Source organism: Providencia vermicola (genome assembly GCF_020381325.1).
Classification (GTDB): domain Bacteria; phylum Pseudomonadota; class Gammaproteobacteria; order Enterobacterales; family Enterobacteriaceae; genus Providencia; species Providencia vermicola.
The window spans coordinates 110661-130765 of record NZ_JAGSPI010000012.1 but is presented as its reverse complement, the minus strand read 5'-3'; the positions used below and the strand labels follow the sequence as shown (position 1 = coordinate 130765).

General features: G+C 42.8%; 20 protein-coding genes. 7 read left to right on the top strand and 13 right to left on the bottom strand.

Annotation, left to right across the window (positions count from 1 at the left end; all coding sequences use genetic code 11):
- Nucleotides 1-14: 14 nt before the first annotated feature.
- The 3 genes from KDJ85_RS17340 to rbsK form a co-directional block, all read right to left on the bottom strand.
- The gene (locus tag KDJ85_RS17340) at nt 15-1031 is read right to left on the bottom strand and encodes an aldose 1-epimerase family protein (RefSeq protein WP_225820716.1); all 1017 of its coding nucleotides are present in this window, start codon (nt 1029-1031) and stop codon (nt 15-17) included.
- A gap of 57 nt (nt 1032-1088) precedes the next feature.
- Entirely contained in the window at nt 1089-2396 is a 1308-nt protein-coding gene (gene fucP, locus KDJ85_RS17335; RefSeq protein ID WP_206086304.1) for an L-fucose:H+ symporter permease, read from the bottom strand.
- 107 nt (nt 2397-2503) lie between these two features.
- Entirely contained in the window at nt 2504-3433 is a 930-nt protein-coding gene (gene rbsK / locus KDJ85_RS17330; RefSeq protein ID WP_206086303.1) for a ribokinase, read from the bottom strand.
- A 168-nt stretch (nt 3434-3601) separates the two neighbouring features.
- Here rbsK and deoC point away from each other — a divergent pair, with 168 nt between their 5' ends.
- Both deoC and deoR read left to right on the top strand, forming a co-directional pair.
- Nucleotides 3602-4270, top strand: a complete 669-nt coding sequence (gene deoC, locus KDJ85_RS17325; RefSeq protein ID WP_225820715.1) for a deoxyribose-phosphate aldolase — start codon at nt 3602-3604, stop codon at nt 4268-4270.
- 55 nt (nt 4271-4325) lie between these two features.
- Nucleotides 4326-5105 carry a DNA-binding transcriptional repressor DeoR gene (gene deoR, locus KDJ85_RS17320; protein WP_225820714.1) on the top strand — a complete coding sequence of 260 codons (780 nt, stop codon included), beginning with the start codon at nt 4326-4328 and terminating at the stop codon, nt 5103-5105.
- Between the two features lie 37 nt (nt 5106-5142).
- Here deoR and rnz read toward each other — a convergent pair whose 3' ends face one another.
- On the bottom strand, nt 5143-6057 hold the full coding sequence (rnz, locus tag KDJ85_RS17315; protein ID WP_225820713.1) for a ribonuclease Z: 915 nt from the start codon (nt 6055-6057) through the stop codon (nt 5143-5145).
- A 36-nt stretch (nt 6058-6093) separates the two neighbouring features.
- Nucleotides 6094-7668 carry an RNA repair transcriptional activator RtcR gene (gene rtcR, locus KDJ85_RS17310; protein WP_225820712.1) on the bottom strand — a complete coding sequence of 525 codons (1575 nt, stop codon included), beginning with the start codon at nt 7666-7668 and terminating at the stop codon, nt 6094-6096.
- Nucleotides 7669-8577: 909 nt separating this feature from the next.
- On the opposite strand from rtcR, the gene KDJ85_RS17305 reads away from it, so the two are divergent.
- The 3 genes from KDJ85_RS17305 to KDJ85_RS17295 are packed head-to-tail and all read left to right on the top strand — an operon-like array spanning nt 8578 to nt 11739.
- Nucleotides 8578-9702: a slipin family protein gene (locus tag KDJ85_RS17305; protein ID WP_225820764.1), complete on the top strand. Its 1125-nt coding sequence runs from the start codon at nt 8578-8580 to the stop codon at nt 9700-9702.
- 2 nt (nt 9703-9704) lie between these two features.
- On the top strand, nt 9705-10931 hold the full coding sequence (locus KDJ85_RS17300) for an RtcB family protein (RefSeq protein ID WP_225820711.1): 1227 nt from the start codon (nt 9705-9707) through the stop codon (nt 10929-10931).
- Nucleotides 10932-10944: 13 nt separating this feature from the next.
- Nucleotides 10945-11739 carry a nucleotidyltransferase domain-containing protein gene (locus KDJ85_RS17295; RefSeq protein WP_225820710.1) on the top strand — a complete coding sequence of 265 codons (795 nt, stop codon included), beginning with the start codon at nt 10945-10947 and terminating at the stop codon, nt 11737-11739.
- 111 nt (nt 11740-11850) lie between these two features.
- On the opposite strand, the gene KDJ85_RS17290 is transcribed toward KDJ85_RS17295, so the two are convergent.
- From KDJ85_RS17290 to KDJ85_RS17260, 7 genes are all read right to left on the bottom strand, one after another.
- Complete coding sequence (locus tag KDJ85_RS17290; RefSeq protein ID WP_225820709.1) at nt 11851-12144, bottom strand: type II toxin-antitoxin system RelE/ParE family toxin; 294 nt, start codon at nt 12142-12144, stop codon at nt 11851-11853.
- 2 nt (nt 12145-12146) lie between these two features.
- On the bottom strand, nt 12147-12416 hold the full coding sequence (locus tag KDJ85_RS17285) for a type II toxin-antitoxin system Phd/YefM family antitoxin (RefSeq protein WP_225820708.1): 270 nt from the start codon (nt 12414-12416) through the stop codon (nt 12147-12149).
- A gap of 181 nt (nt 12417-12597) precedes the next feature.
- Complete coding sequence (locus tag KDJ85_RS17280; protein ID WP_206086291.1) at nt 12598-13020, bottom strand: DoxX family protein; 423 nt, start codon at nt 13018-13020, stop codon at nt 12598-12600.
- A gap of 223 nt (nt 13021-13243) precedes the next feature.
- Complete coding sequence (locus KDJ85_RS17275) at nt 13244-13810, bottom strand: molecular chaperone TorD family protein (RefSeq protein ID WP_225820707.1); 567 nt, start codon at nt 13808-13810, stop codon at nt 13244-13246.
- Nucleotides 13811-13848: 38 nt separating this feature from the next.
- A complete protein-coding gene (locus KDJ85_RS17270) occupies nt 13849-14748 on the bottom strand; it encodes a dimethyl sulfoxide reductase anchor subunit family protein (protein WP_225820706.1) in 900 nt (299 codons plus the stop codon).
- Nucleotides 14745-15386 (bottom strand): DMSO/selenate family reductase complex B subunit, encoded by a 642-nt coding sequence (locus KDJ85_RS17265; protein WP_225820705.1) that lies wholly within the window; start codon nt 15384-15386, stop codon nt 14745-14747. The genes KDJ85_RS17270 and KDJ85_RS17265 overlap by 4 nt, the downstream gene beginning before the upstream one ends.
- Nucleotides 15383-17803, bottom strand: coding sequence for a DMSO/selenate family reductase complex A subunit (locus tag KDJ85_RS17260; protein ID WP_225820704.1), 2421 nt, complete (start codon nt 17801-17803; stop codon nt 15383-15385). Before KDJ85_RS17260 ends, KDJ85_RS17265 begins: the two co-directional genes overlap by 4 nt.
- Before the next feature lie 192 nt (nt 17804-17995).
- Here KDJ85_RS17260 and KDJ85_RS17255 point away from each other — a divergent pair, with 192 nt between their 5' ends.
- Both KDJ85_RS17255 and KDJ85_RS17250 read left to right on the top strand, forming a co-directional pair.
- Complete coding sequence (locus KDJ85_RS17255) at nt 17996-18769, top strand: AraC family transcriptional regulator (protein ID WP_225820703.1); 774 nt, start codon at nt 17996-17998, stop codon at nt 18767-18769.
- A gap of 127 nt (nt 18770-18896) precedes the next feature.
- Complete coding sequence (locus KDJ85_RS17250; RefSeq protein ID WP_225820702.1) at nt 18897-19517, top strand: flavin reductase family protein; 621 nt, start codon at nt 18897-18899, stop codon at nt 19515-19517.
- 49 nt (nt 19518-19566) lie between these two features.
- Here KDJ85_RS17250 and KDJ85_RS17245 read toward each other — a convergent pair whose 3' ends face one another.
- Nucleotides 19567-20082, bottom strand: a complete 516-nt coding sequence (locus tag KDJ85_RS17245) for a P-loop nucleotide/nucleoside kinase family protein (protein WP_225820701.1) — start codon at nt 20080-20082, stop codon at nt 19567-19569.
- Nucleotides 20083-20105 lie beyond the last annotated feature (23 nt).

Here is a 20105-nt window from a genome sequence, read left to right as displayed (position 1 = left end):
TATGTTGTGAAAAACTACTTTTCAACACCTGTAGTTACCGTAAACTCACGGGTTTTTCCTGCCTCTAACCAAATTAGGGTTTGGTTATTCTTCGCCGCTAAGAAACCTTCAGGTCTGCACGTTGCAGGTAATACGAACGCCCCCACTTTTTGGTCGCCATTATATAAAATCCAACGCGTCGCATAATTCAATTCGCTGGACTTAAATTGCGTAACAAAGGTATCTCCTGCGGGGGAAGTCATTCTAAACTCAGGGTTTTCTGTATGTTGGCTCAGGTTATCCATAAAAAACACAATTTCAGGGTCGCACATTTGTGGCTGATTAAGCTGATTTAATTTTATGGCTCCCGATTTCAATGCCTCGTTAAATTCAAGCCATTTTTCCGTTGGGTGAACATGCCCTGGTATCGATTCACGTAATTTGATCACTTGCTCAGGAATATTTTGGGTCAATGTAGCATCATCCACATAGGCATAATTCATATGGCACATATATTGAAGTGGCATTGGTACTGAAGCCAAGTTTGTCACAGACATATGAATATCAAACAATGAGCTATTTGCCTTTAATGAAACAGACGGCGCGGCACGATAATGATGGCCAAACCCCATCACATACTCATATTCGCCGCAAATTTTCAAACCGTTTTCGGTGATTTCCAGCCATGCGCTGTCCATCGGTGCGCAAGGCATTTCGCCGTGCAATGGGTGGTTATCCTCTGGTGAAGGGCAGCCGTTACTGATTAATCCTGAGTGAAAAGCAAAGCAACCGTAGGTTTCAATTACCGTCGGAACTGATTTAGGTGCTGAAAACATATTTTCCATTTTCAGATTTTGGCCACAAAATTCGGCATCCCAAATCATTTGCCCTAAAAAAGGTAAAATCGTTAGATAACCTTGTTGGTTTTCAATGCGCAAACCTTCCACGCCAGTGTGATAACGAAATGCAGTGGCAGTGAATTGGTCATTTTTAAGAATAAGCGTCGGTTTTTCCGTAAATACGCTTTTGTGAAGAGGAATTTGTGTATTCATTTTCATACTCACGGTTAATAAAGGAAATTGGGTAGCTTTCACTACCCAAACTAGAGATTATTTGGCTTCTTGCTTCGCTTTAAAGCGGCGTTCTCCAACAAAATAAATACCGACATACACAAAGCACAGCATTGAAACTAAGAAAGAGAGTTGTAGGGAATGTAATACGTCGGCCACGTAACCTTGAACGGCAGGCACCACAGCTGCACCGACAATTGCCATCACAATCACAGCCCCTGCCATTTCTGTGTGTTCGTTATCTACTGTATCCAATGTGCCTGCATAAATTGTTGCCCAGCAAGGCCCAAACAGAATGCTCACCATCACTGCTGCATAGACCGCAGTGAAGCTCGGAATAAATGCAACGTAAATTAAGAACAGTGCGCCAATCACAGAGTAAATAATCAGGACTTTCTCAGCATTAAAACGGGTCATTAAGATATTGGCGATAAACTTACCAATAAAGAAACACGCGAAGCTGTACACCATGAAATTCGACGCATCACGTTCGTTAATATCACCCATTTCTAGCGCTAGGCGAATAGTGAATGACCAAACTGCAACTTGCATACCTACATATAAGAATTGGGCAATGATCCCTTTTCTAAAGCGGCTATTTTTTGCTAAATATCTTAAGGTTTCTAATGCGGTTGGGCGTTTATGATCTTGGGTTTCTGCCACTTTACATTTCGGGAACTTAGTAATGAGGAAGAGGATCATCACCACCACCAATACCATAATCATATAACGGTAGGGTTCGAGGGTGTTTTCCAACATCGCTAAACGGAACTCATGAATTTGCTCTGCATTCATGCCTGCCATCTGGCTTTGTAAGCTATCCCCTTCGGAGAAGACTAAATATTTACCCAGTAAGATCCCGCCCGCAGCACCAATTGGGTAGAATGTTTGGCTGATATTTAAGCGTAATGTGGCGTATTGTTTAGGGCCAATCATTGAGCTGTAAGTGTTCGCTGCTGTTTCAAGGAAGCTTAAGCCAATCGCAATGGCGAAGATTGCTGCCAAGAACATGGTATAAGTCGCCATATGGGACGCAGGGAAAAACATACTGCAACCTGCGATATAGAGAATTAACCCCACCATAATCGCATATTTATAACTGGTTTTTTTGATCACTAAAGAGGCAGGAATCGCAATTAAAAAGTACCCGCCATAGAATGCACTTTGTACTAAAGCTGATGCGAAATTACTGAGTTCAAAGACACTTTTGAACTGGGTAATTAAAATATCATTTAATGCTGCGGCACATCCCCACAGAGGGAATAAGCACGATAGTAGGATAAATTGGAATAGAGGAGTCCGGCTCAGGTACCCATCAGGCAACTGAGTGATGTTCTTAATGTTCATAGTAACCCTTATATTTTTATAATTTATACCCTAGGAGTTCCTATTCAGCTCTAATGGCGGATTAATACGTCAAAGGGTATACAGCTACGTTGAGTTTTATTATTTAGCTATGCATTTGAGGTGTTGATTTGCACAAATTCATTGAATTGCTCAACACTTGGATAAGAAGATTGAGTCCCTTTCCCTGTCACACTAAACGCAGAAAACATCACTGCTTTTTTCAGTGCTTCTTCAATATTCCCCGTATGTACATAGTAATGAGAGAAACAACCAATAAAGGCATCTCCCGCACCACTTGTATCGATGGCATTCACTTTGATTGCCGGTATGTATAACTCGCTATCGCGGGTCATCCACAAAGCGCCTTTTTCTCCTAAGGTCACAATGAGGTTTTTTAACCCTTTATCCAGCAGAGATTGTGCTGCTCGGCGGACATTATCCATCGTGTCGACTGGCATATTGGTTAAAATTTCTAATTCTGTTTCATTCGGCACAAAGAAATCACAGCGGCAAGCAAAATCCAGATCAAGTGAGCGTTGCGCAGGAGCTGGGTTAAGCAGGACAGGGATCCCATGTTTGTTACCAAATGAAATCGCGTGATAAACTGTTTCTAGCTGCACTTCTAATTGCAGAACGATCAACTTACATTTCTTCAGATCTTCCGCTGCACGGTCGATATCTTCAGGTGATAAGAACTTGTTGGCGCCTTTAACGATCAAAATACTGTTTGATGAGTTTTGATTAACAAAAATCGGCGCAACACCGCTTGATGTACAAGGCACTTTTTCAACATAACGGGTGTTAATACCGTAAGATTCAAGGTTACGAATGGTATTATCTGCGAAAATGTCATCTCCAACTTTAGTCAACATAATCACTTTTGAATTTAATTTAGCAGCGGCAACCGCCTGATTCGCACCTTTACCACCACAACCTATTTTGAATGCGGGCGCTTCTAACGTTTCGCCTTCTTTTGGCATTTGATCGATGTAAGTGATCAAATCAACCATGTTTGAACCAATAACTGCTATATCCATGATGCCCCTCGTGTTAAATAAATCACATAATGATATGATAGTAACATTATCATGTTGCAAAAATATCATTTGTGATTAGGATCTCGAATAACGAATGATCAAGTGTTACATCTACCACATTTCCTCATTCTTTGTTGTCTATCCCACATTTATATAGGAAAGTTGAAAATGCAAGACTTAGCAAAATATATTGATCACACTTTACTTGCTGCTAACGCAACTGTCAGCGATATCACAAAATTGTGTGCAGAAGCAGCTGAACACCACTTTGCTTCCGTATGTGTAAATACAGGCTATGTTCCTTTAGCCAATGAACTTTTAAAAGATAGCGATGTAAAAGTTTGCTGTGTGGTAGGCTTCCCATTAGGTGCTTGCTTAACAGAAGCGAAAGCTTTTGAAGCGGCTGAAGCAGTACGCCGTGGTGCAGATGAAGTGGACATGGTGATTAATGTTGGCATGTTAAAAAGTGGTGATTTAGACTTTGTCCGTAAAGATATTGAAGCTGTATTTGCTGCCTGCGGTAATGCAACATTAAAAGTGATTTTAGAAAATTGCCTGTTAACTGATGAAGAAATTACACAAGTTTGTGAAATTTGCCGCACAATTAAAGTCGGTTTTGTGAAAACCTCAACAGGTTTCAGTACAATGGGAGCGACCGAACACCATGTTGCGTTAATGCGTAAAGTGGTTGGTAGCGAAATCGGTGTCAAAGCCTCTGGTGGCGTGCGTGATCGTGAAACTGCGATTAAAATGATTGAAGCGGGCGCAAACCGTGTTGGTGCGAGTGCCAGTGTTGCGATTGTCACAGGAACGACAACAAAGCCGAGTGACTACTAAGTGATGGGGCGCGGTCTAACCGCGCCAATTTTGTATATCATAAAAGGATTGTAGGGTGATAGAAACTAAACAAAAAGAACGCCTTCGCCGCTTAAGTGAATGTTTGAAGCGTTCAGGACGGATTCATCTTAAAGAAGCCGCTAGGATACTCGAAGTCTCTGAAATGACTATCCGCCGAGACCTTAACGCAGATGCAGAAGGCCCTATTCCGATGTCACTGCTTGGTGGCTACATTGTTTCTGTTACCCAACCTGTAAATTTAGTTGCCCAAGAGCAGCAAGCCGATGTTTTCACGCCAGATCAAACCGAAGAACTCTACATTCCTAACCTCGCAGCCAGTATGGTGATAGAGGATGACGTTATTTTCTTTGATAATGGCATTGAGATGGCAACCTTGATTTCTCTGATCCCCGAAGAAATCAGCTTTACGGGGATTTGTTATTCCCATAACGTTTTTCTCGCTCTTAGCCAGAAAAAAAACGCCACCGCCTTATTATGTGGTGGTGAATACCGCCCTAAAAGCGATTCATTTTACAACCCTTCGCTGCCTTCCTTGCTTGACTCCATTAACCCCAAAAAGGCCTTTATTTCTGCCGCAGGCGTCCACAGCACATATGGCGTAACCTGTTATAATATTGACGATTTACCAATGAAGAAAAAAGCGATGGAAAAGTCCATCCGTAAAATTTTATTGGCGCCTTATAACTTGTTTGATGAAGTAGCGACCGCCAATATGGGGGAATTATCACAATTTGATGTGATAGTCACAAACAGGCAGCTTTCCGATGAGTATGAAACCTACTGTCGTAATGGATTTGTGAAAGTGATTTACTGAGTCAAAAATAAGTGGCGGGCTCACATTGCCCGCCAAATCAAACCTTCACCGTCAAATAATCTTCGGCAATTTGGGTCTCCGCGAATTCAGCTTGGCACTCCATTAATAACCTTGGAATATCTTCGCTCATATAACGCCCGCTCAAGTGAGTGGCAATAAAACGCTTTACCCCTGCTTCACGGGCTAATTGTGCCGCTTGCACTGTTGTTGAATGCCCACGCTCATTCGCTTTTTCTGCAAAAGCTGCTTCCAACGTGGTTTCATGCACCATCACATCTGCATTTTTAGCCAGCTCAAACGCTTTCGGGGTCGGTTGTGTATCACCAAAAATAGCGATGACTTTACCAGGGATAGGTTCACCAAGGTAATCTGCACCATTAACCACACGGCCATCTTCAAGGGTAATGGTCTCACCTGCTTTAAGCGCTTGCATCCATGGGCCACGGGGAATGTTATCACTCGCCAACTTGTTCGCATCTAACGACCCACTTTTGGCGTGTTCTTCAATACGATAACCATAACATTCTACGCGGTGATCAAGAGAGTAAGCCGTCACAATCAACTCGCCATCATCAAATAACTGACCTGCTTCAATTTCAATAATTTCAATTGGATAAGTCATATAAGACACACTAAGAGACAACACCGTTTCAATATATTGCTTGAGCCCTTTTGGCCCATACAATGTCAATGGCTCCGTTGCCCCGCCCATTGAACGGCTGCATAAAAGCCCTGGTAAGCCAAAAATATGGTCGCCGTGCAAATGGGTAATAAATATTTTCTCAATTTTTGGCGCTTTAAATGGGCTATTAAGGATACGGTGCTGTGTCCCTTCGCCACAGTCAAACAGCCAATAACTTTTTCGAATGCCGACCAAATTTAATATCATACTGGTGACATTTCGGTCTTTTGTGGGAACGCCAGCACTGGTGCCTAAAAATGTTAACTCCATGTTTTTACTCCTTTTACTACACAGAACACGATTTATCTATTGAATATTTTCCCAATCTAACCCAAATTTCGCCAAATATTTTCGTAGTCTATCTGCATCATTAGGTTGCTTTTTCTGTTGCCGAGATACTGCAAATAGTGCACGCCCCGCCTCTGAAAGGGATGAAGAACGGCGGCACACATCCAGTACTGTGGCTAACTGTTGTTGGTCGAATAAATCAATTTCACCCACGTGTTTAGGTAATGAATTGCTCGATTTAACTTGCCACTGGGATTGCAAACGCCCAATTTCCTCTTCAGCTATCGGCTTGGTGATCCGCCCTTTTTCCGCAAAGGTCGCCATTCGGCTAATCGATGCCCCCAGTTCACGGAAGTTACCGCGCCAGAGTGCTTGTTCGGAGCACGCAAATTTCACATACACGCTGCGCGCCTCGCTATCAAAACGGATTTGGTTTTGCGCATCTTGGCTGAACTTCACAAGTTCATAATCGATATTCGGCTCAATATCTTCACGACGATCGCGCAAACTGGGTAAAGCAAACGTCCACATATTGATACGGGCGAATAAATCTTCACGAAATTTCCCCTCTTCCACCTGTTGCGCCAAGTTGCGATGGGTTCCCGCAATTAATTGAAAATCACTATGAATTTCTTCATCGGCACCATAAGGGAAAAATCGTTTTTCTTCGATGGCTTTAAGTAGCATCGCTTGCTCATCAAGGCCGAGCTCAGCGATTTCATCAAGAAATAAAATGCCGCTATCCGCTTCTTTTAACAATCCTTTTCGGGAGTTTAACGCCCCCGTAAATGCCCCTTTCACATGGCCAAATAACGTCGACATGGCATTATCACCGCGTAACGTGGCGCAGTTCACTTCGACAAACCGCCCTTTCACTTGGTGGCGGCTTTCACGCAATTGGTAAATTCGTCGAGCCAAAAACGATTTCCCTGCACCTGTCGGGCCATTCAATAAAATAGGGGCTTTTGAGCGCAGCGCCACCCGTTCAATTTGCTCAATCATGGTATTAAACGCGCTGTTACGCGTGGCAATACCCGATTTTAAAAACGAAACTTGCTGCTGTTGCTCTTTTTGGAAGCGGCTAGTGATGTGGGTATAACGGCTTAAATCAAGGTCAATCACCGTATGAATACCCATCGGGTCTTTTTCCCTGCCCTTTTCACTGGGTGATGTTTGAATGAGTTTAGCCGGCAAATAATGCGCTTCAGTTAATAAAAACCAACAAATTTGCACCACGTGCGTCCCTGTAGTGATGTGCACAAGGTACTCTTCGTTGTCCGTATCAAAGGGGTAGCTCGCAGAAAAATCGAGCAGCGAGGTATACACCTCCTCGAAATCCCACGGATCTGCAATATCCACCTCATGCAATACGACCTCCGTTTGCGGTGAGGCTTGCTCAATATCCTCTTTAACACGCTGCGCCATCGAGTAGTCATTGACCTGATGAATCAGTTCAAAGCGGCCAATATTGATATTCGGCTGTTGGCATAGTCCCACAGTTGGGCGCCATTTGGTCCAGCGATTGGCTTTTTTACCTCGCCTGTCTAATACCGTGCCAAGCACACCTATCACAACCCTACGTTTTTCGCTCATGATTTATATAAATTTATAAAATACGATATAAAAAGATAACAAATAGCCTAATTCATTTTCTATCCCATTGTAAGTAACATTTAGCCAAAAAATAATTAATTGTTATTTTTCATTGAGATAAAAATATTTTTCATCTCATTTAAAAAGTTGGCATGCTTCTGGCAATTATAAATTCATCCACTGCCGGAAAATGTCTGAACTTCGCGTTCAACCGGTGCAGACATGGTGGCTGTTGTCACTACATGGTCTGTATACCGCCGTCGGTAAGATACCTTGGTAATAGCCTAGCTATCAGGTTCGACTCCTGAACTTAAAATACGATTCCAAACGTAAATAAAACCTAGCTGAAGTTTAGCTAAAAACTGGCACTCGAGGGCCTCACCGAGTGATGAGCAGAAATTTAGACAGCCGATCTGGCGCTCTTTCTTTCCCCTCATGGCTTCGTTTTGCTCTTCAGCGTCAGACACATAAATAAAAGGAAAAATAATGAAAAAAATAAATGTTGCTCAAGGACTTATTGCACTAACCTCAAAAAATGGTGATTTCAAACAACTGTTAGTGGCAGGCGAGCACCGCGTACAAGATTGGTTTAATAAACTGACAGTTTCATTTTTCACATTAAACAATGAACCGATTGAAGAAAAACTGGCAAACCATTTGCGCCAATTCCATATGGATTGGGTAAATGCGTATTGTGTTGACGTTAATTTATCCGATGATGAAGTCGCTTTTTTATACTTACATCATCATTTAGTTGAAATTATCGCGCCACAAACACGCCGTTTATACTGGAAAACCAACGATGATTTACGTATCGAAAAACATAACGTGACCCAATTAGCCATAACCAATGAATTAACAGATCAGTTAGTGCACAAAAAAGGGGTTAAAGGCCGTGATTTATGTGTAATAGCGCAAATTTTTGCAGGACAAATTGGCCTGCTCAAAGTGGATGGTGAAATAAAAAGCCTTTTAGAGGCAGGTAATTACGGTTTTTGGTCAGTTAAACAGAAGCCTGAAATTCAAATCATTGATGTTTGCTCACAGTCCATTGATAAACCAATTGACTCTGTGCTTGCTGAGCAAATTCGCCAATATCACCCAAATTGGGTAGCCTCCTATGGCGTTGATATTGATTTATTAGATGATGAGATTGGTTTTTTATATTCACACAATAACTTAGTTGAGATTTTATCGCCAGCAACACGCCGTCTGTACTGGAAATCTGGCAATACACTGCGTGTCGAAAAACAAAAAGTGGGGCATTTAGTGTTACCAGAAGTGTTAACACAGCGCTTAGCCGCGAAAAAACGTATCAAAGGCAGCGAACTGTGCCTTGTCGCTCAAATACCCGCTTGGCATATTGGCGTGTTAAAAATTGATGGTGAAATCACGGGTTTACTTGAAGCAGGTACTCACGGTTACTGGCGTGTAGAACACACACCTGAAATTGACATTATTGATACGCGTTTACAATCACTGGAAGTCAGCGGGCAAGAAATCTTAACCAAAGATAAAGTGACATTACGCATTAATTTGTCGGCTAACTGGCGCTATGCCGATGTACTACATGCATTTTCTCAATTGAGTCAGCCAGTAGAACATTTATACCGTGAATTACAGTTTTCATTAAGGGAAATCGTGGGCACCCGCACACTGGATGAACTATTAGAAAACAAACAGTTAATCGATGAGCTTATGCTAACGCAAGTGGTGAAAAGCATTGATGAGTTTGGCTTAGAGGTAGATAGCATTGGTGTGAAAGACATTATTTTACCGGGCGAAATGCGCACTATATTGTCCCAAGTGGTTGAAGCTGAAAAATCAGCCCAAGCTAATGTGATCCGCCGCCGCGAAGAAACGGCCGCCACGCGTTCACTGTTAAATACAGCCAAAGTGATGGAAAACAACCCTGTTGCGCTGCGCTTAAAAGAGCTCGAAACCTTAGAAAGCATCGCACATCGAATCGACCAAATATCCGTTTACGGTGGATTAGACCAAGTATTAAACGGATTGGTAAAAATTAAGGAATAACAATGAGTAATAATAATTTCAATCAATTAATTCAAGAAACTGGCGTGCCTGTAAAAATGTGGACTAACGGCGTTCCTGTTGACCCGAAAGCGGTAACACAATTGCAAAATACCGCCAAGATGCCCTTTATTTTCAAACACTTAGCGGTAATGCCCGATGTACACGTAGGGAAAGGGTCAACCATCGGGAGTGTGATCCCAACCAAAGGGGCGATTATCCCTGCCGCAGTGGGAGTCGATATCGGTTGTGGAATGATTGCAGTGCGTACATCCCTAACTGCATCTGATTTGCCTGATAGCTTACAAAATATTCGTTTTGCTATCGAAGCCGCTGTACCGCACGGACGAACTACTCATCGACACGGACGTGATAAAGGTGCATGGCACCGTACACCAGATATTGTGGATACCCATTGGGCACATTTAGATGAGGATTTTAAACGTATTTGCGATAAGTACCCAAAACTACGTGGGACTAACCATTATAACCATTTAGGAACATTGGGAACGGGGAACCACTTTATTGAACTGTGTTTGGATGAGCAAAATCGTGTGTGGGTGATGTTACATAGCGGGTCACGCGGGGTTGGGAATGCAATAGGTAACCTGTTCATTTCATTGGCACAAAAAGATATGCAACAACACATCGCTAATTTGCCAGATAGGGACTTAGCGTACTTTGAAGAAGGCAGCGTACATTTTAATGACTATATGGAAGCCGTGGGTTGGGCGCAGGATTTCGCCCGCCATAACCGCGAAGTGATGATGCACCGTGTGTTGGAAGCGCTTTCACGGGAAATTCCAAAACCGTTTACCACTCAACAAGAAGCGGTAAATTGCCACCATAATTATGTGCAAAAAGAGCAACATTTTGGTGAAGAAATTTTGGTGACGCGAAAAGGCGCAGTGTCTGCTCGAAAAGGCCAAATGGGGATCATTCCAGGGTCGATGGGAGCGAAAAGCTTTATTGTGCGCGGACTGGGCGATGAAGAAAGTTTTTGCTCTTGCAGCCACGGTGCAGGTCGTGTGATGAGCCGAACTGAGGCCAAAAAGCGTTTTTCAGTCAGCGACCAAAAAATGGCAACGGCGCACGTTGAGTGCCGAAAAGATAGCGATGTGATTGATGAGATTCCAATGGCGTATAAAGACATCGACGCTGTAATGGCAGCGCAATCTTCATTAGTTGAAATCGTGCATACCCTACGCCAAGTGGTGTGTGTGAAAGGTTAAAAAAGGAGAAAGCATGGAAACCAACAGTGGAAGCGTATCCGTGCTAATGAAAGAACGGATATGCCGTACCTTAAAAGAGATAGAAGAAAGTCACCACGTTAAAGTTCTTTTTGCTTGTGAATCAGGCAGTCGCGGTTGGGGCTTTGCCTCCCGCGACAGCGACTATGATGTGCGATTTATCTATGTTCATAAATTAGACTGGTACTTAACGCTAGACCCCAAGCGGGATGTTATAGAGAAACCGATAGATGATGAGCTGGACGTGTCTGGCTGGGAATTATCCAAGGCTTTAAAATTAATGCGTAATTCAAACCCCGCATTAATAGAATGGCTACATTCCCCTATTGTCTACTTTAAAGACAATGTTTTTTTTGCTGAGCTAGAGCAACTTGCTGCAAAATTTTATTCACCATTAAAGTCTAGATATCATTATTTATCCATCAGTAAGCGGAACTTACATACGGATTTTAAAGGTAAAGAAGTCAAACTTAAAAAGTATTTTTATCTGCTTAGAGCCGTTTTAGCACTGCGTTGGATAGAAATGCATAAAAGTATGCCACCGATGGCTTTTTCAGAATTAGTGACTGCAACCGTTACCGATAAATCTGTGTTGGCAGAAATTGAAGCGCTGTTAGTGATAAAGTCGAATGTCGACGAAAGCCATTATGGTGCAAGGCGCCTGGCGATAGATGCGCTAGTGATGGAGACCGTTGAACGCGCAGAGCGTTTGGATTTTCCTGAGCCAGCATGTCGAAACAGCAGCTTGTTAGACCTATTTTTCCGCGAAACTGTGTTGAAAAACGACTAATTCAACAGGTTATTGTTCAAAAAAAGAAGACCATCAGAAAATTTTGATGGTCTTCTTTCAAAAGCAATATCAAATACCTAATGAAAATTAACTTATCGCAAAAACGAATTTTTATAAATGAGAATGGGGATCTTGCGTATGATGTAATACTGCCAGCACCTCAATACCTTCAAGCGCTTTTCGATAATAAATAATATGGCTTTCGACAGGGAAGCTAAAAATCCCTAAATACAAATCTTCACTGCGATCACGACCAAGAAATGGCTGGCTTGCGAGCATGTCGGTCATTGTCACTCGTAATGAGTTAGCGTAAGCCTCTGCAATATTAGCCCCCCATCTACGCATAGAATAAAGCCTAATTAAGCGGATATGGCCTTTCGCTTTCTGAGTAAACCTAACGCTCATCCTTAAGCCTTATTATTAAGTTCATCCCTAGTTAACGGAGCAAATACATCATCGATACTATGCAATTCCCCACGCTCTGCTTGCGAAATAGATTCAGCTAAAACTGCTTTTAAGTTCTGTAATTTTAACTGCATTAACTGGTCATATTCATCAGAAGAGATAACAACAGCAACACGCTTCCCATGTTTACTTATTTCAACAGGCGCACGTTGAACTTTCATCAATAAATCACCAAATTGATTTTTAGCAACTTGTGCGGAGATCGTTTCCATACATCACCTACAGGACAAAATGGCTTGTTTAACCATTATAGCTAAAATGGCTTAAATTACCAATAATGCAAAAGTATCGCTCACCTTGAATTTCCAGTACGTTGGACAAAAAAATAAGACCATCAGAAAATTTTGATGGTCTTTTCTCAAAGCAATGTCAAAACACTTAATTAAAATTTATTTATCGCCAGCATGCATTGCGCATCACTGAAAATCGTCCTGATCCCATAAATGCCAATGCAATGGCACTTAAGAAGAAATACACAATACTTTCAATCGCCCATGCCCCTGTTTTATCCAGAACAAAGGTTTTATCTAAACCAATCATCAGCCATGCAACAACCATGGTGAACGCCACTAGCAATGCAGATGGACGAGTTAATATCCCTAAAATAATAAAAATAGGGGCAACGACCTCACCTAAAATAGTGCCGTAAGCGATAAATTCAGGTAGACCGTAAGAAGCCAGTAACGCCTTGATACCACTAGCACCTGTCATTAATTTACTCATTCCATGGAATAGCATTAGCCCGCCCACAGAAAGACGTAACAGTAATTTTCCCGCATCTTCATGGGACAACAGCCGATTAAATAGATTGACCACTTTATACCCCCTTCGCTGTAAATACCTATCATTAAGTAGTATGACGTAAAAATGTATTATGGCTTAGAAAATTAAAGTGGGAATCATTTTAATTTGCATTTCTTATAACTAAATCAATTTTCATTTAATTATAAATTGTTAACTATTTCCTCATTCAAATATTACGTTTAATTAACCATTTAACATTCAAATATACTGAACAAAAAGTCACCTTGATAAAAGACTAGCGGCATGATTTAACTGTCACTAGCGCTAACTCAGTTAATGGCGAATAAAAAGAATTTGGCATTGTTCTATTTAGTTGATGGTAAAACTGTGGTAACCAACTTTCCAAATGGTCAACAAGTAATTCTTTTAATGCACGCTCTCTCACCTCTGACGCTAATACCGCTGCCTGAAATAACATTAAACCAACATGGTCTGAAGGTTCTGGGTAACGTGTTTGCACTTTTAACCGCTCGCGTTGTAAAAATGCACTCAACGCTTGCGTTGAAGAACCTTGCAATACCCCCTCCGGGTCGAGATACACCGAGCCCCAAGGTGGGGCTGGTAATGTATTGGGGCCAATAAACAAATCAGCCCATTGCTTATGTAGTTGTTGCCGTTCAATATTTAGAGACTGCGTAATTTGATGACTCAATTGGGGACTTATTTTACAAGGCCATTGTTCAGCAAAATCATCCAATTTAAAAAAGCTTAATGCATAGTGACTTGCATCATCATTGGGCGAAAACAAATAGCAAGTCCCCAAAATATTAAAAGCCGCTGCGTAGTGTGAAAAGTGGATCATAATGACCAAGACTTCCTAAAAAATGAATCACAATTGCCTTAAATATGAATAGAGTAAAAGCAATAACGCAGCATAAACTCAGCAACAATCGCACAGGCACACCCCAGCACTAAATAGCCCTGACCGTTTGAAGTTAATACCTCACTTGGCGCTGGGCGCATACGGCGGAATATACCAACGCCTAAAACTATCACTGCTAACACTCCTACCACCCAGCTGGTCATACGTAATGACCAAATCGCTTGATAAGCATGAATGGAATCGATAGGAAAGGTTATCGACTCATTGTTATAACTCGTGTGGACAAGGTAACTTTCATAAGCAGATTGATAAACCAGGCGAATAAATAAGCTCACCCCTATAACTGTCCATAATATCCACAGCCCGCGGGTCGGAATTTGTACCCCACCGCTACCTGCTTTAAAACGCAGTAATAAACTGATTAATAAATAGTAACCCGCAGCGCCAGCCGTCAGCATCGTGCCGTAGAACATCAGGTAAGTATTATCATTCATCCACGTTAACATCGACGTATAACGATAGATTGACGCCATAGCATATACATCACACAGTCCAGCAATGATTGCCATCCCCAGTAGCAGATAAGACAATTCCTTTTTAAACCAAAGCCATAAAAAAGTGAGTCCTAAAAATGTAAAGTAGGTGGCGGTAAGCACCACTTCTCGACTTAGCCAAGAGGAAAAAAGATTTAACAATGAATTAGGTGCATTGAGTGGCACACCTAAGTGGGTAATCGAAGATAATAATCCCACCCCCGCGAAAACACAGGCCACAAATAAATACCACAAGAAAAATTGCGAATTAATTTTACCCGCAAACACCGAAGACAGTTTCTTTGCAAAAACGCCTAACATGATGCTTAACCCAATAGATAACTGCATCAAAAAGGTGAATAACAATAATGGCCATTCGTTCATTTGGTTTCTCCTTGTGTGCCTTGAGACTGGCGACCAGAACCTTGGTGTGGGTGAATAACAAGGTTAGGGTGTGTAATCGAGGAATCTGGTAACCCTCGTACATCCGCCAATTCACCATAACGTTTTCTAAGCTCGTCAATTGGGCCAAACTGAATTGCACCTAATGGGCAAGTTGCCACACATACGGGTTGCTCACCTTTAAGTTGCAGGTCAATGCAAAAATCGCATTTTGACATTTGTTGTATCTCAGGGTTCATTTGCGGTGCACCATACGGACAAGACCATGCACAGGTGCCGCATCCAACGCACTTGTCCGTATTAACCATCACAATGCCGTCACCTTCGCGCTTATGCATTGCGGTGGTCGGGCAATTTTTGACACACATAGGGTCGGCACAGTGGTTACATGAAATGGATAACGTATAGGCAAAGACATTATTCACCAGCCCCCCTGTGCCGTTTTCGATAAACTCACCGCCAGTTACTTCGTAAACACGGCGGTATTTGCGCCCGACGTCTAGGTTATTTTTATCTTTACAGGACACCTGACACGCTTTACAGCCAGAGCAGCGTGCAGAATCAATATAAAACCCGAGTTGTTTGTCGCTCACTGCGGGATAAACGTGGAATTTACTCATGCTTTTGTTACCTCCACCAATAAGGTTTGATGGGCATTTCCGTGAGCCATTGCCGTGCTACGCGCTGATGTTAATACGTTGGCGCACCCGCCTTGGTCAATGCCATTTTCATCAGGCTGCCACCATGCACCTGCTTGCAGTGCAACGACCCCGGGCATAATGCGCTGAGTGATTTTTACTGGTACTTGCGTTACTCCACGGTCATTGTTCACTTTGGCATAATCACCTTCAACAATGTTTCGGCGCTTAGCATCAATTGGATTAATCCATAGCTCTTGACGCTGGACCTCTTGCAGCCATGGGTTAGCAAATTGCGTTGAGTTAGCACGGTTTCGGCCTTTCCACGTAATAAGCTGCAGAGGGAAACGTGTCGTTAATGCATCTTCTGGCCCTTCAATCGCTGGGACATAATGAGATAACGCTGGAATATCAACATCATGACGCTCATACAAACGCTTAGAGAAAATCTCAATTTTCCCAGACGGCGTTTCAAATGGGTGTTTTTCAATATCATTAATGTTTTTTTCAAATGCCACATGCCCAATATGCGGTTTGTGTTTCAGCAAATGACGACGTTTTACCAGTAGCTCATCAAAGGTAGGAATTCCATCCTCAGGGCGTTTTTGGTGGGCATCATTTACAAGATGTTCAATCCACTGTTTTTCCGTACGACCTTCACTAAATTTCTCGCCAACACCAAGCTTTTCAGCTACTTCACACAACCATTCATAATCACTGCGGCGTTCAAACTCTGGCTCAATGACTTTTTCAGATAAAATAATGTAGTTACCCGTTCCCCAAGTTCCCCCCACATTCCAGCGCTCTAAAAAACTGGTTTCGGGCAGTAAAATATCGGCATATTTCGCGCTCGGTGTCATATATAAGTCGCTATAGACGATAAATTCCACCTTGCTTTCATCCTCCAGCACTTTGGCGGCATGCAATATATCGGGATTTTGGTTAGTCATATAATTACCCGCTAACGAGAAAATCATTTTTATCTCGGTATCGAGCTTTTCAGCATTTTTCAGGCCGTTATTTGGCGTGACAAGGCTTTTATCTTCACAGGCTTGAACCCAATTGGTAATGTTGATCTTCGCCTTAACTGGGTTTTCGAATAAGCTAGGGCCCGCCAACGTTTTGCGTAAATCTGGCGTAACGGCCATCCCATATCCCGCAGCCCATCCCCCTTTTACACCTACATTACCCGTGATAGTCGCTAATAACGTTGCACCACGCGCTGAGCGCTCGCCACAAATATGGCGTTGTGGCCCCCAACCTTGCATCAATGCTGCAGGTTTAGTACCCGCATATTCACGTGCTAACTGGCGGATCGTATCTGCGGGAACTTTGGTTATGGGTTCCGCCCATTCAGGGGTTTTCACTACCCCATCTTTTTTGCCCATTAAATAGGCCACCAATGACTCATTTTCAGGCACACCATCGGGCATCTGATGCTCATCAAAACCGACTGTATATTTATCAATAAAGGCTTGGTCATGGCGATTTTCGCTGATGATCACATACATCATCGCGTCCATCATTGCGTTATCCGTAGTCGGTAAAATGGGGATCCATTGGTCAGCTAACGACGACGCAGTATCGGAATAGCGTGGGTCGACAACAATAAATTTGGTGCCATTTTTCTTCATTTTTTGGAAATAATGATTGGAATGCCCAAAAATGGTTTCATTCGGGTTATGCCCCCATAAAATCACCAATGGGGTATTTTCCAACGTATCCAAAGTACTGCCACTCGCGGAAGTTCCGTAGGTATAAGGTGTTACCGCCATGGTATTGCCATTACTGACCGAGTGGTAATTCTCTAAAAAACCGCCCGTGATATTGAATAAACGGCGTAACATGTTCGCACCAGAAAAAATCCCCCCGGTAACCCCCGTACTTAAGCTAACAAAGCGTGAAGCGGGGCCATATTGTTCATTGATGCGTTGCATGTTACTTGCGATCAGCGTGGTCGCTTCCTCCCAACTGATCCGCTCAAAACGCCCTTCTCCACGTTTACCAACACGTTTCATTGGGTATTTCAGCCGGTTAGGGTGGTAAACAAATTTCCGATAACTACGACCACGCACGCATGCACGCATGATTGGCATCTCTTCATCAAGATCAGCATCAGGTCGCGTGCTAATACGCGTGACAACACCTTCTTTAACATGTGCACGAATATCGCATTTCCCACCACAGTCAAAACTGCTGCAAGTGGAAACCACACGCTCACCCTCATTATTAATCGTTTTTGTTGGAATGATATCTGGGTTTTCTGGCGTTGAAGCAACCGTATTTGTGGCTAAAAAAGGGACAGCCATGAGTGCAGAGCTGCCCTGAATAAACCGACGACGGGTTAAAGGTTCAATCAGGCCGACTTGCTCATCATTCTGATTGTTGTAATTTTCCATGATAACTCTACCTCAGGCATACATTGGGTTTCCGCGCTAGGGTAATCATTTTCCGTTTTACCAACTTTCGAAAAACAGCCAAAGAGATCGGAATTTCAGCCAACCATAGAAAACATGTGGTTATATCAATAAAAATTGCCTATATTCGAAAAAAAAATCATTATGTTTGTATTTCAGCCAAGAGGAATTTCCATGAGAAATATCCCCCTTAAAACCGTTGATGCAGTTCCACGTGATGTTCTCGCGATCGGAACTGATTACTTACCGAATGTGTTACTGGACTCTCATGTTCACCGCCGCGCACAATTTTTATATGGCGCAACAGGTTTGATTGAAGTAAGCACAGATGATGGCGAGTGGGTTATTCCTCCAGATAGCGGTGTGTGGATCCCCTGCAATACGCCCCATGAAACCCGCATGCTAAATGTGAGTACGCGCAGCTTGTATATCGAGCCCGCAGCGGCACCACGCAAAGGGAATAAATGCGAAGTGCTCCGCGTTTCGCCATTACTTCGCCAGTTATTACTGGAAGCTGTCGATACACCGATCGAATATGACCTTCATGGCCGAGATGGCGTTATGATCCAATTGATCTTGCATGAAATTGAGCGTGCGGAGCCTTTGCCATTTTATGCGCCGATCCCACGGGATGAGCACCTCGCTCATATGTGTCGTGAATTTTTAAAGGCGCCTCAAATCACCTCCCTTCCCCAAGAGTGGGCAGCGAAACTCCATAAAAGTGAGCGTTCTTTTAGCCGCTTTTTCGGAGCTCAAACGGGATTGTCTTTCTCAGATTGGCGCCAACAAGCTTGCTTGCTCAGTGCTATCACTCATATTTCCGCAGGGAAATCGATTACCGAAGTGGCTTTTGACTTGGGCTACAGCAGTGTCGGGTCTTTTTCCACTATGTTTAAAAAGTGGCTGGGACAAAGCCCTTCGAGTTTTATCCAGCGCATTGGTGAGTAATACCAGCCTATTATTCACTCATTGCTATCCACTGACTGCTAACTTTATGCGTTCATTGCATTTTTCATTTTTTAACCTTACGCCAGCCCCTATTATCCGTTAGGATAAAACAAAAAAGGAGCTTGCAATGACAACCAAATTCTATAGTTATCAACCAACTAAAGGGCATGGACTTCCCCATGACCCTATTCCATCTTTAATCGGCCCACGCCCTATTGGTTGGATCTCAACCTGTGATAGCCAAGGCCGAACCAACCTTGCTCCTTATAGTTTTTTCAATATTTTTAACTATTCACCCCCCATTTTGGCCTTTTCCAGCGTGGGTAAAAAAGACTCTGTCACCAATGCCATCGAGACAGGGGAATTTGTCTATAACCTTGCGACACTAAGCCTTGGCGAGCAGGTTAATATGAGCAGTGCCGCCCTTGAGCGAGGAGAAAGTGAGTTTGCTTTAACACAACTTTCTACCCTACCTTCAACATTGATTTCGCCACCACGCATAGCACAAACTCCCGTTTCGATGGAATGTGTGGTCACTCAGTATCAGCAACTTAAACGCGCTGATGGCCAATTACTGGATACGTGGATGGTCATGGGAGAGGTTGTCATGGTGCATATTGATGAATCCACCCTAACTGATGGACTGTACGATTGTGCAGTGCAAAAACCATTGCTGCGTGCGGGCGGCCCCGCTGATTACTATTGGATTGAACAACAACAAAATGTCAAGATGTACCGTCCAAAATAATCAATATTTTCAGCAGTCTACGAACAAGTTAGACCGCTGAAAATATCCCCTATTTAGGATAAAACTGACAATTTAATAGTTCATCTGGCGCAGGGTAAGAAAAATGTGCGGTGATTAAATCAAACTGTGTGTCTGAGGTGTGAAAAGGGTTTTCACCTGTTAAATTACGCGCTGCAAGGCGTGCTTTGCACTCATCACTGTCAACCTGTAAAACGTGAAAAACATACGGCACATCCGATAATTGGGCGAGTGACTTTAACCATTGTCGCTGATTCGGCGTATTCGCGGGGAAGTCCATCACTACCGTATTACCAGCATCCATCAATTGTTTGATATGTTTTTCCAACACTTTTTTCACCAACGTACTTTTGGCAATATAGTGGGCAAGCTCAGTGATTTCATTAGGGTACAACGTCGAAAGCCATTCATCTTCACTCAATAAAACCGTCCGAGGCTGCTTAGCTAACTGTTTGGCAAGCGTTGACTTCCCGGACGCAATTTTCCCACAGAGAAAATGCAAACGAGCTTTGTTATCAGAGAGTTGTGGTGATCCAGTTAAATTCATATATATTTCCTTGCTGATAATTG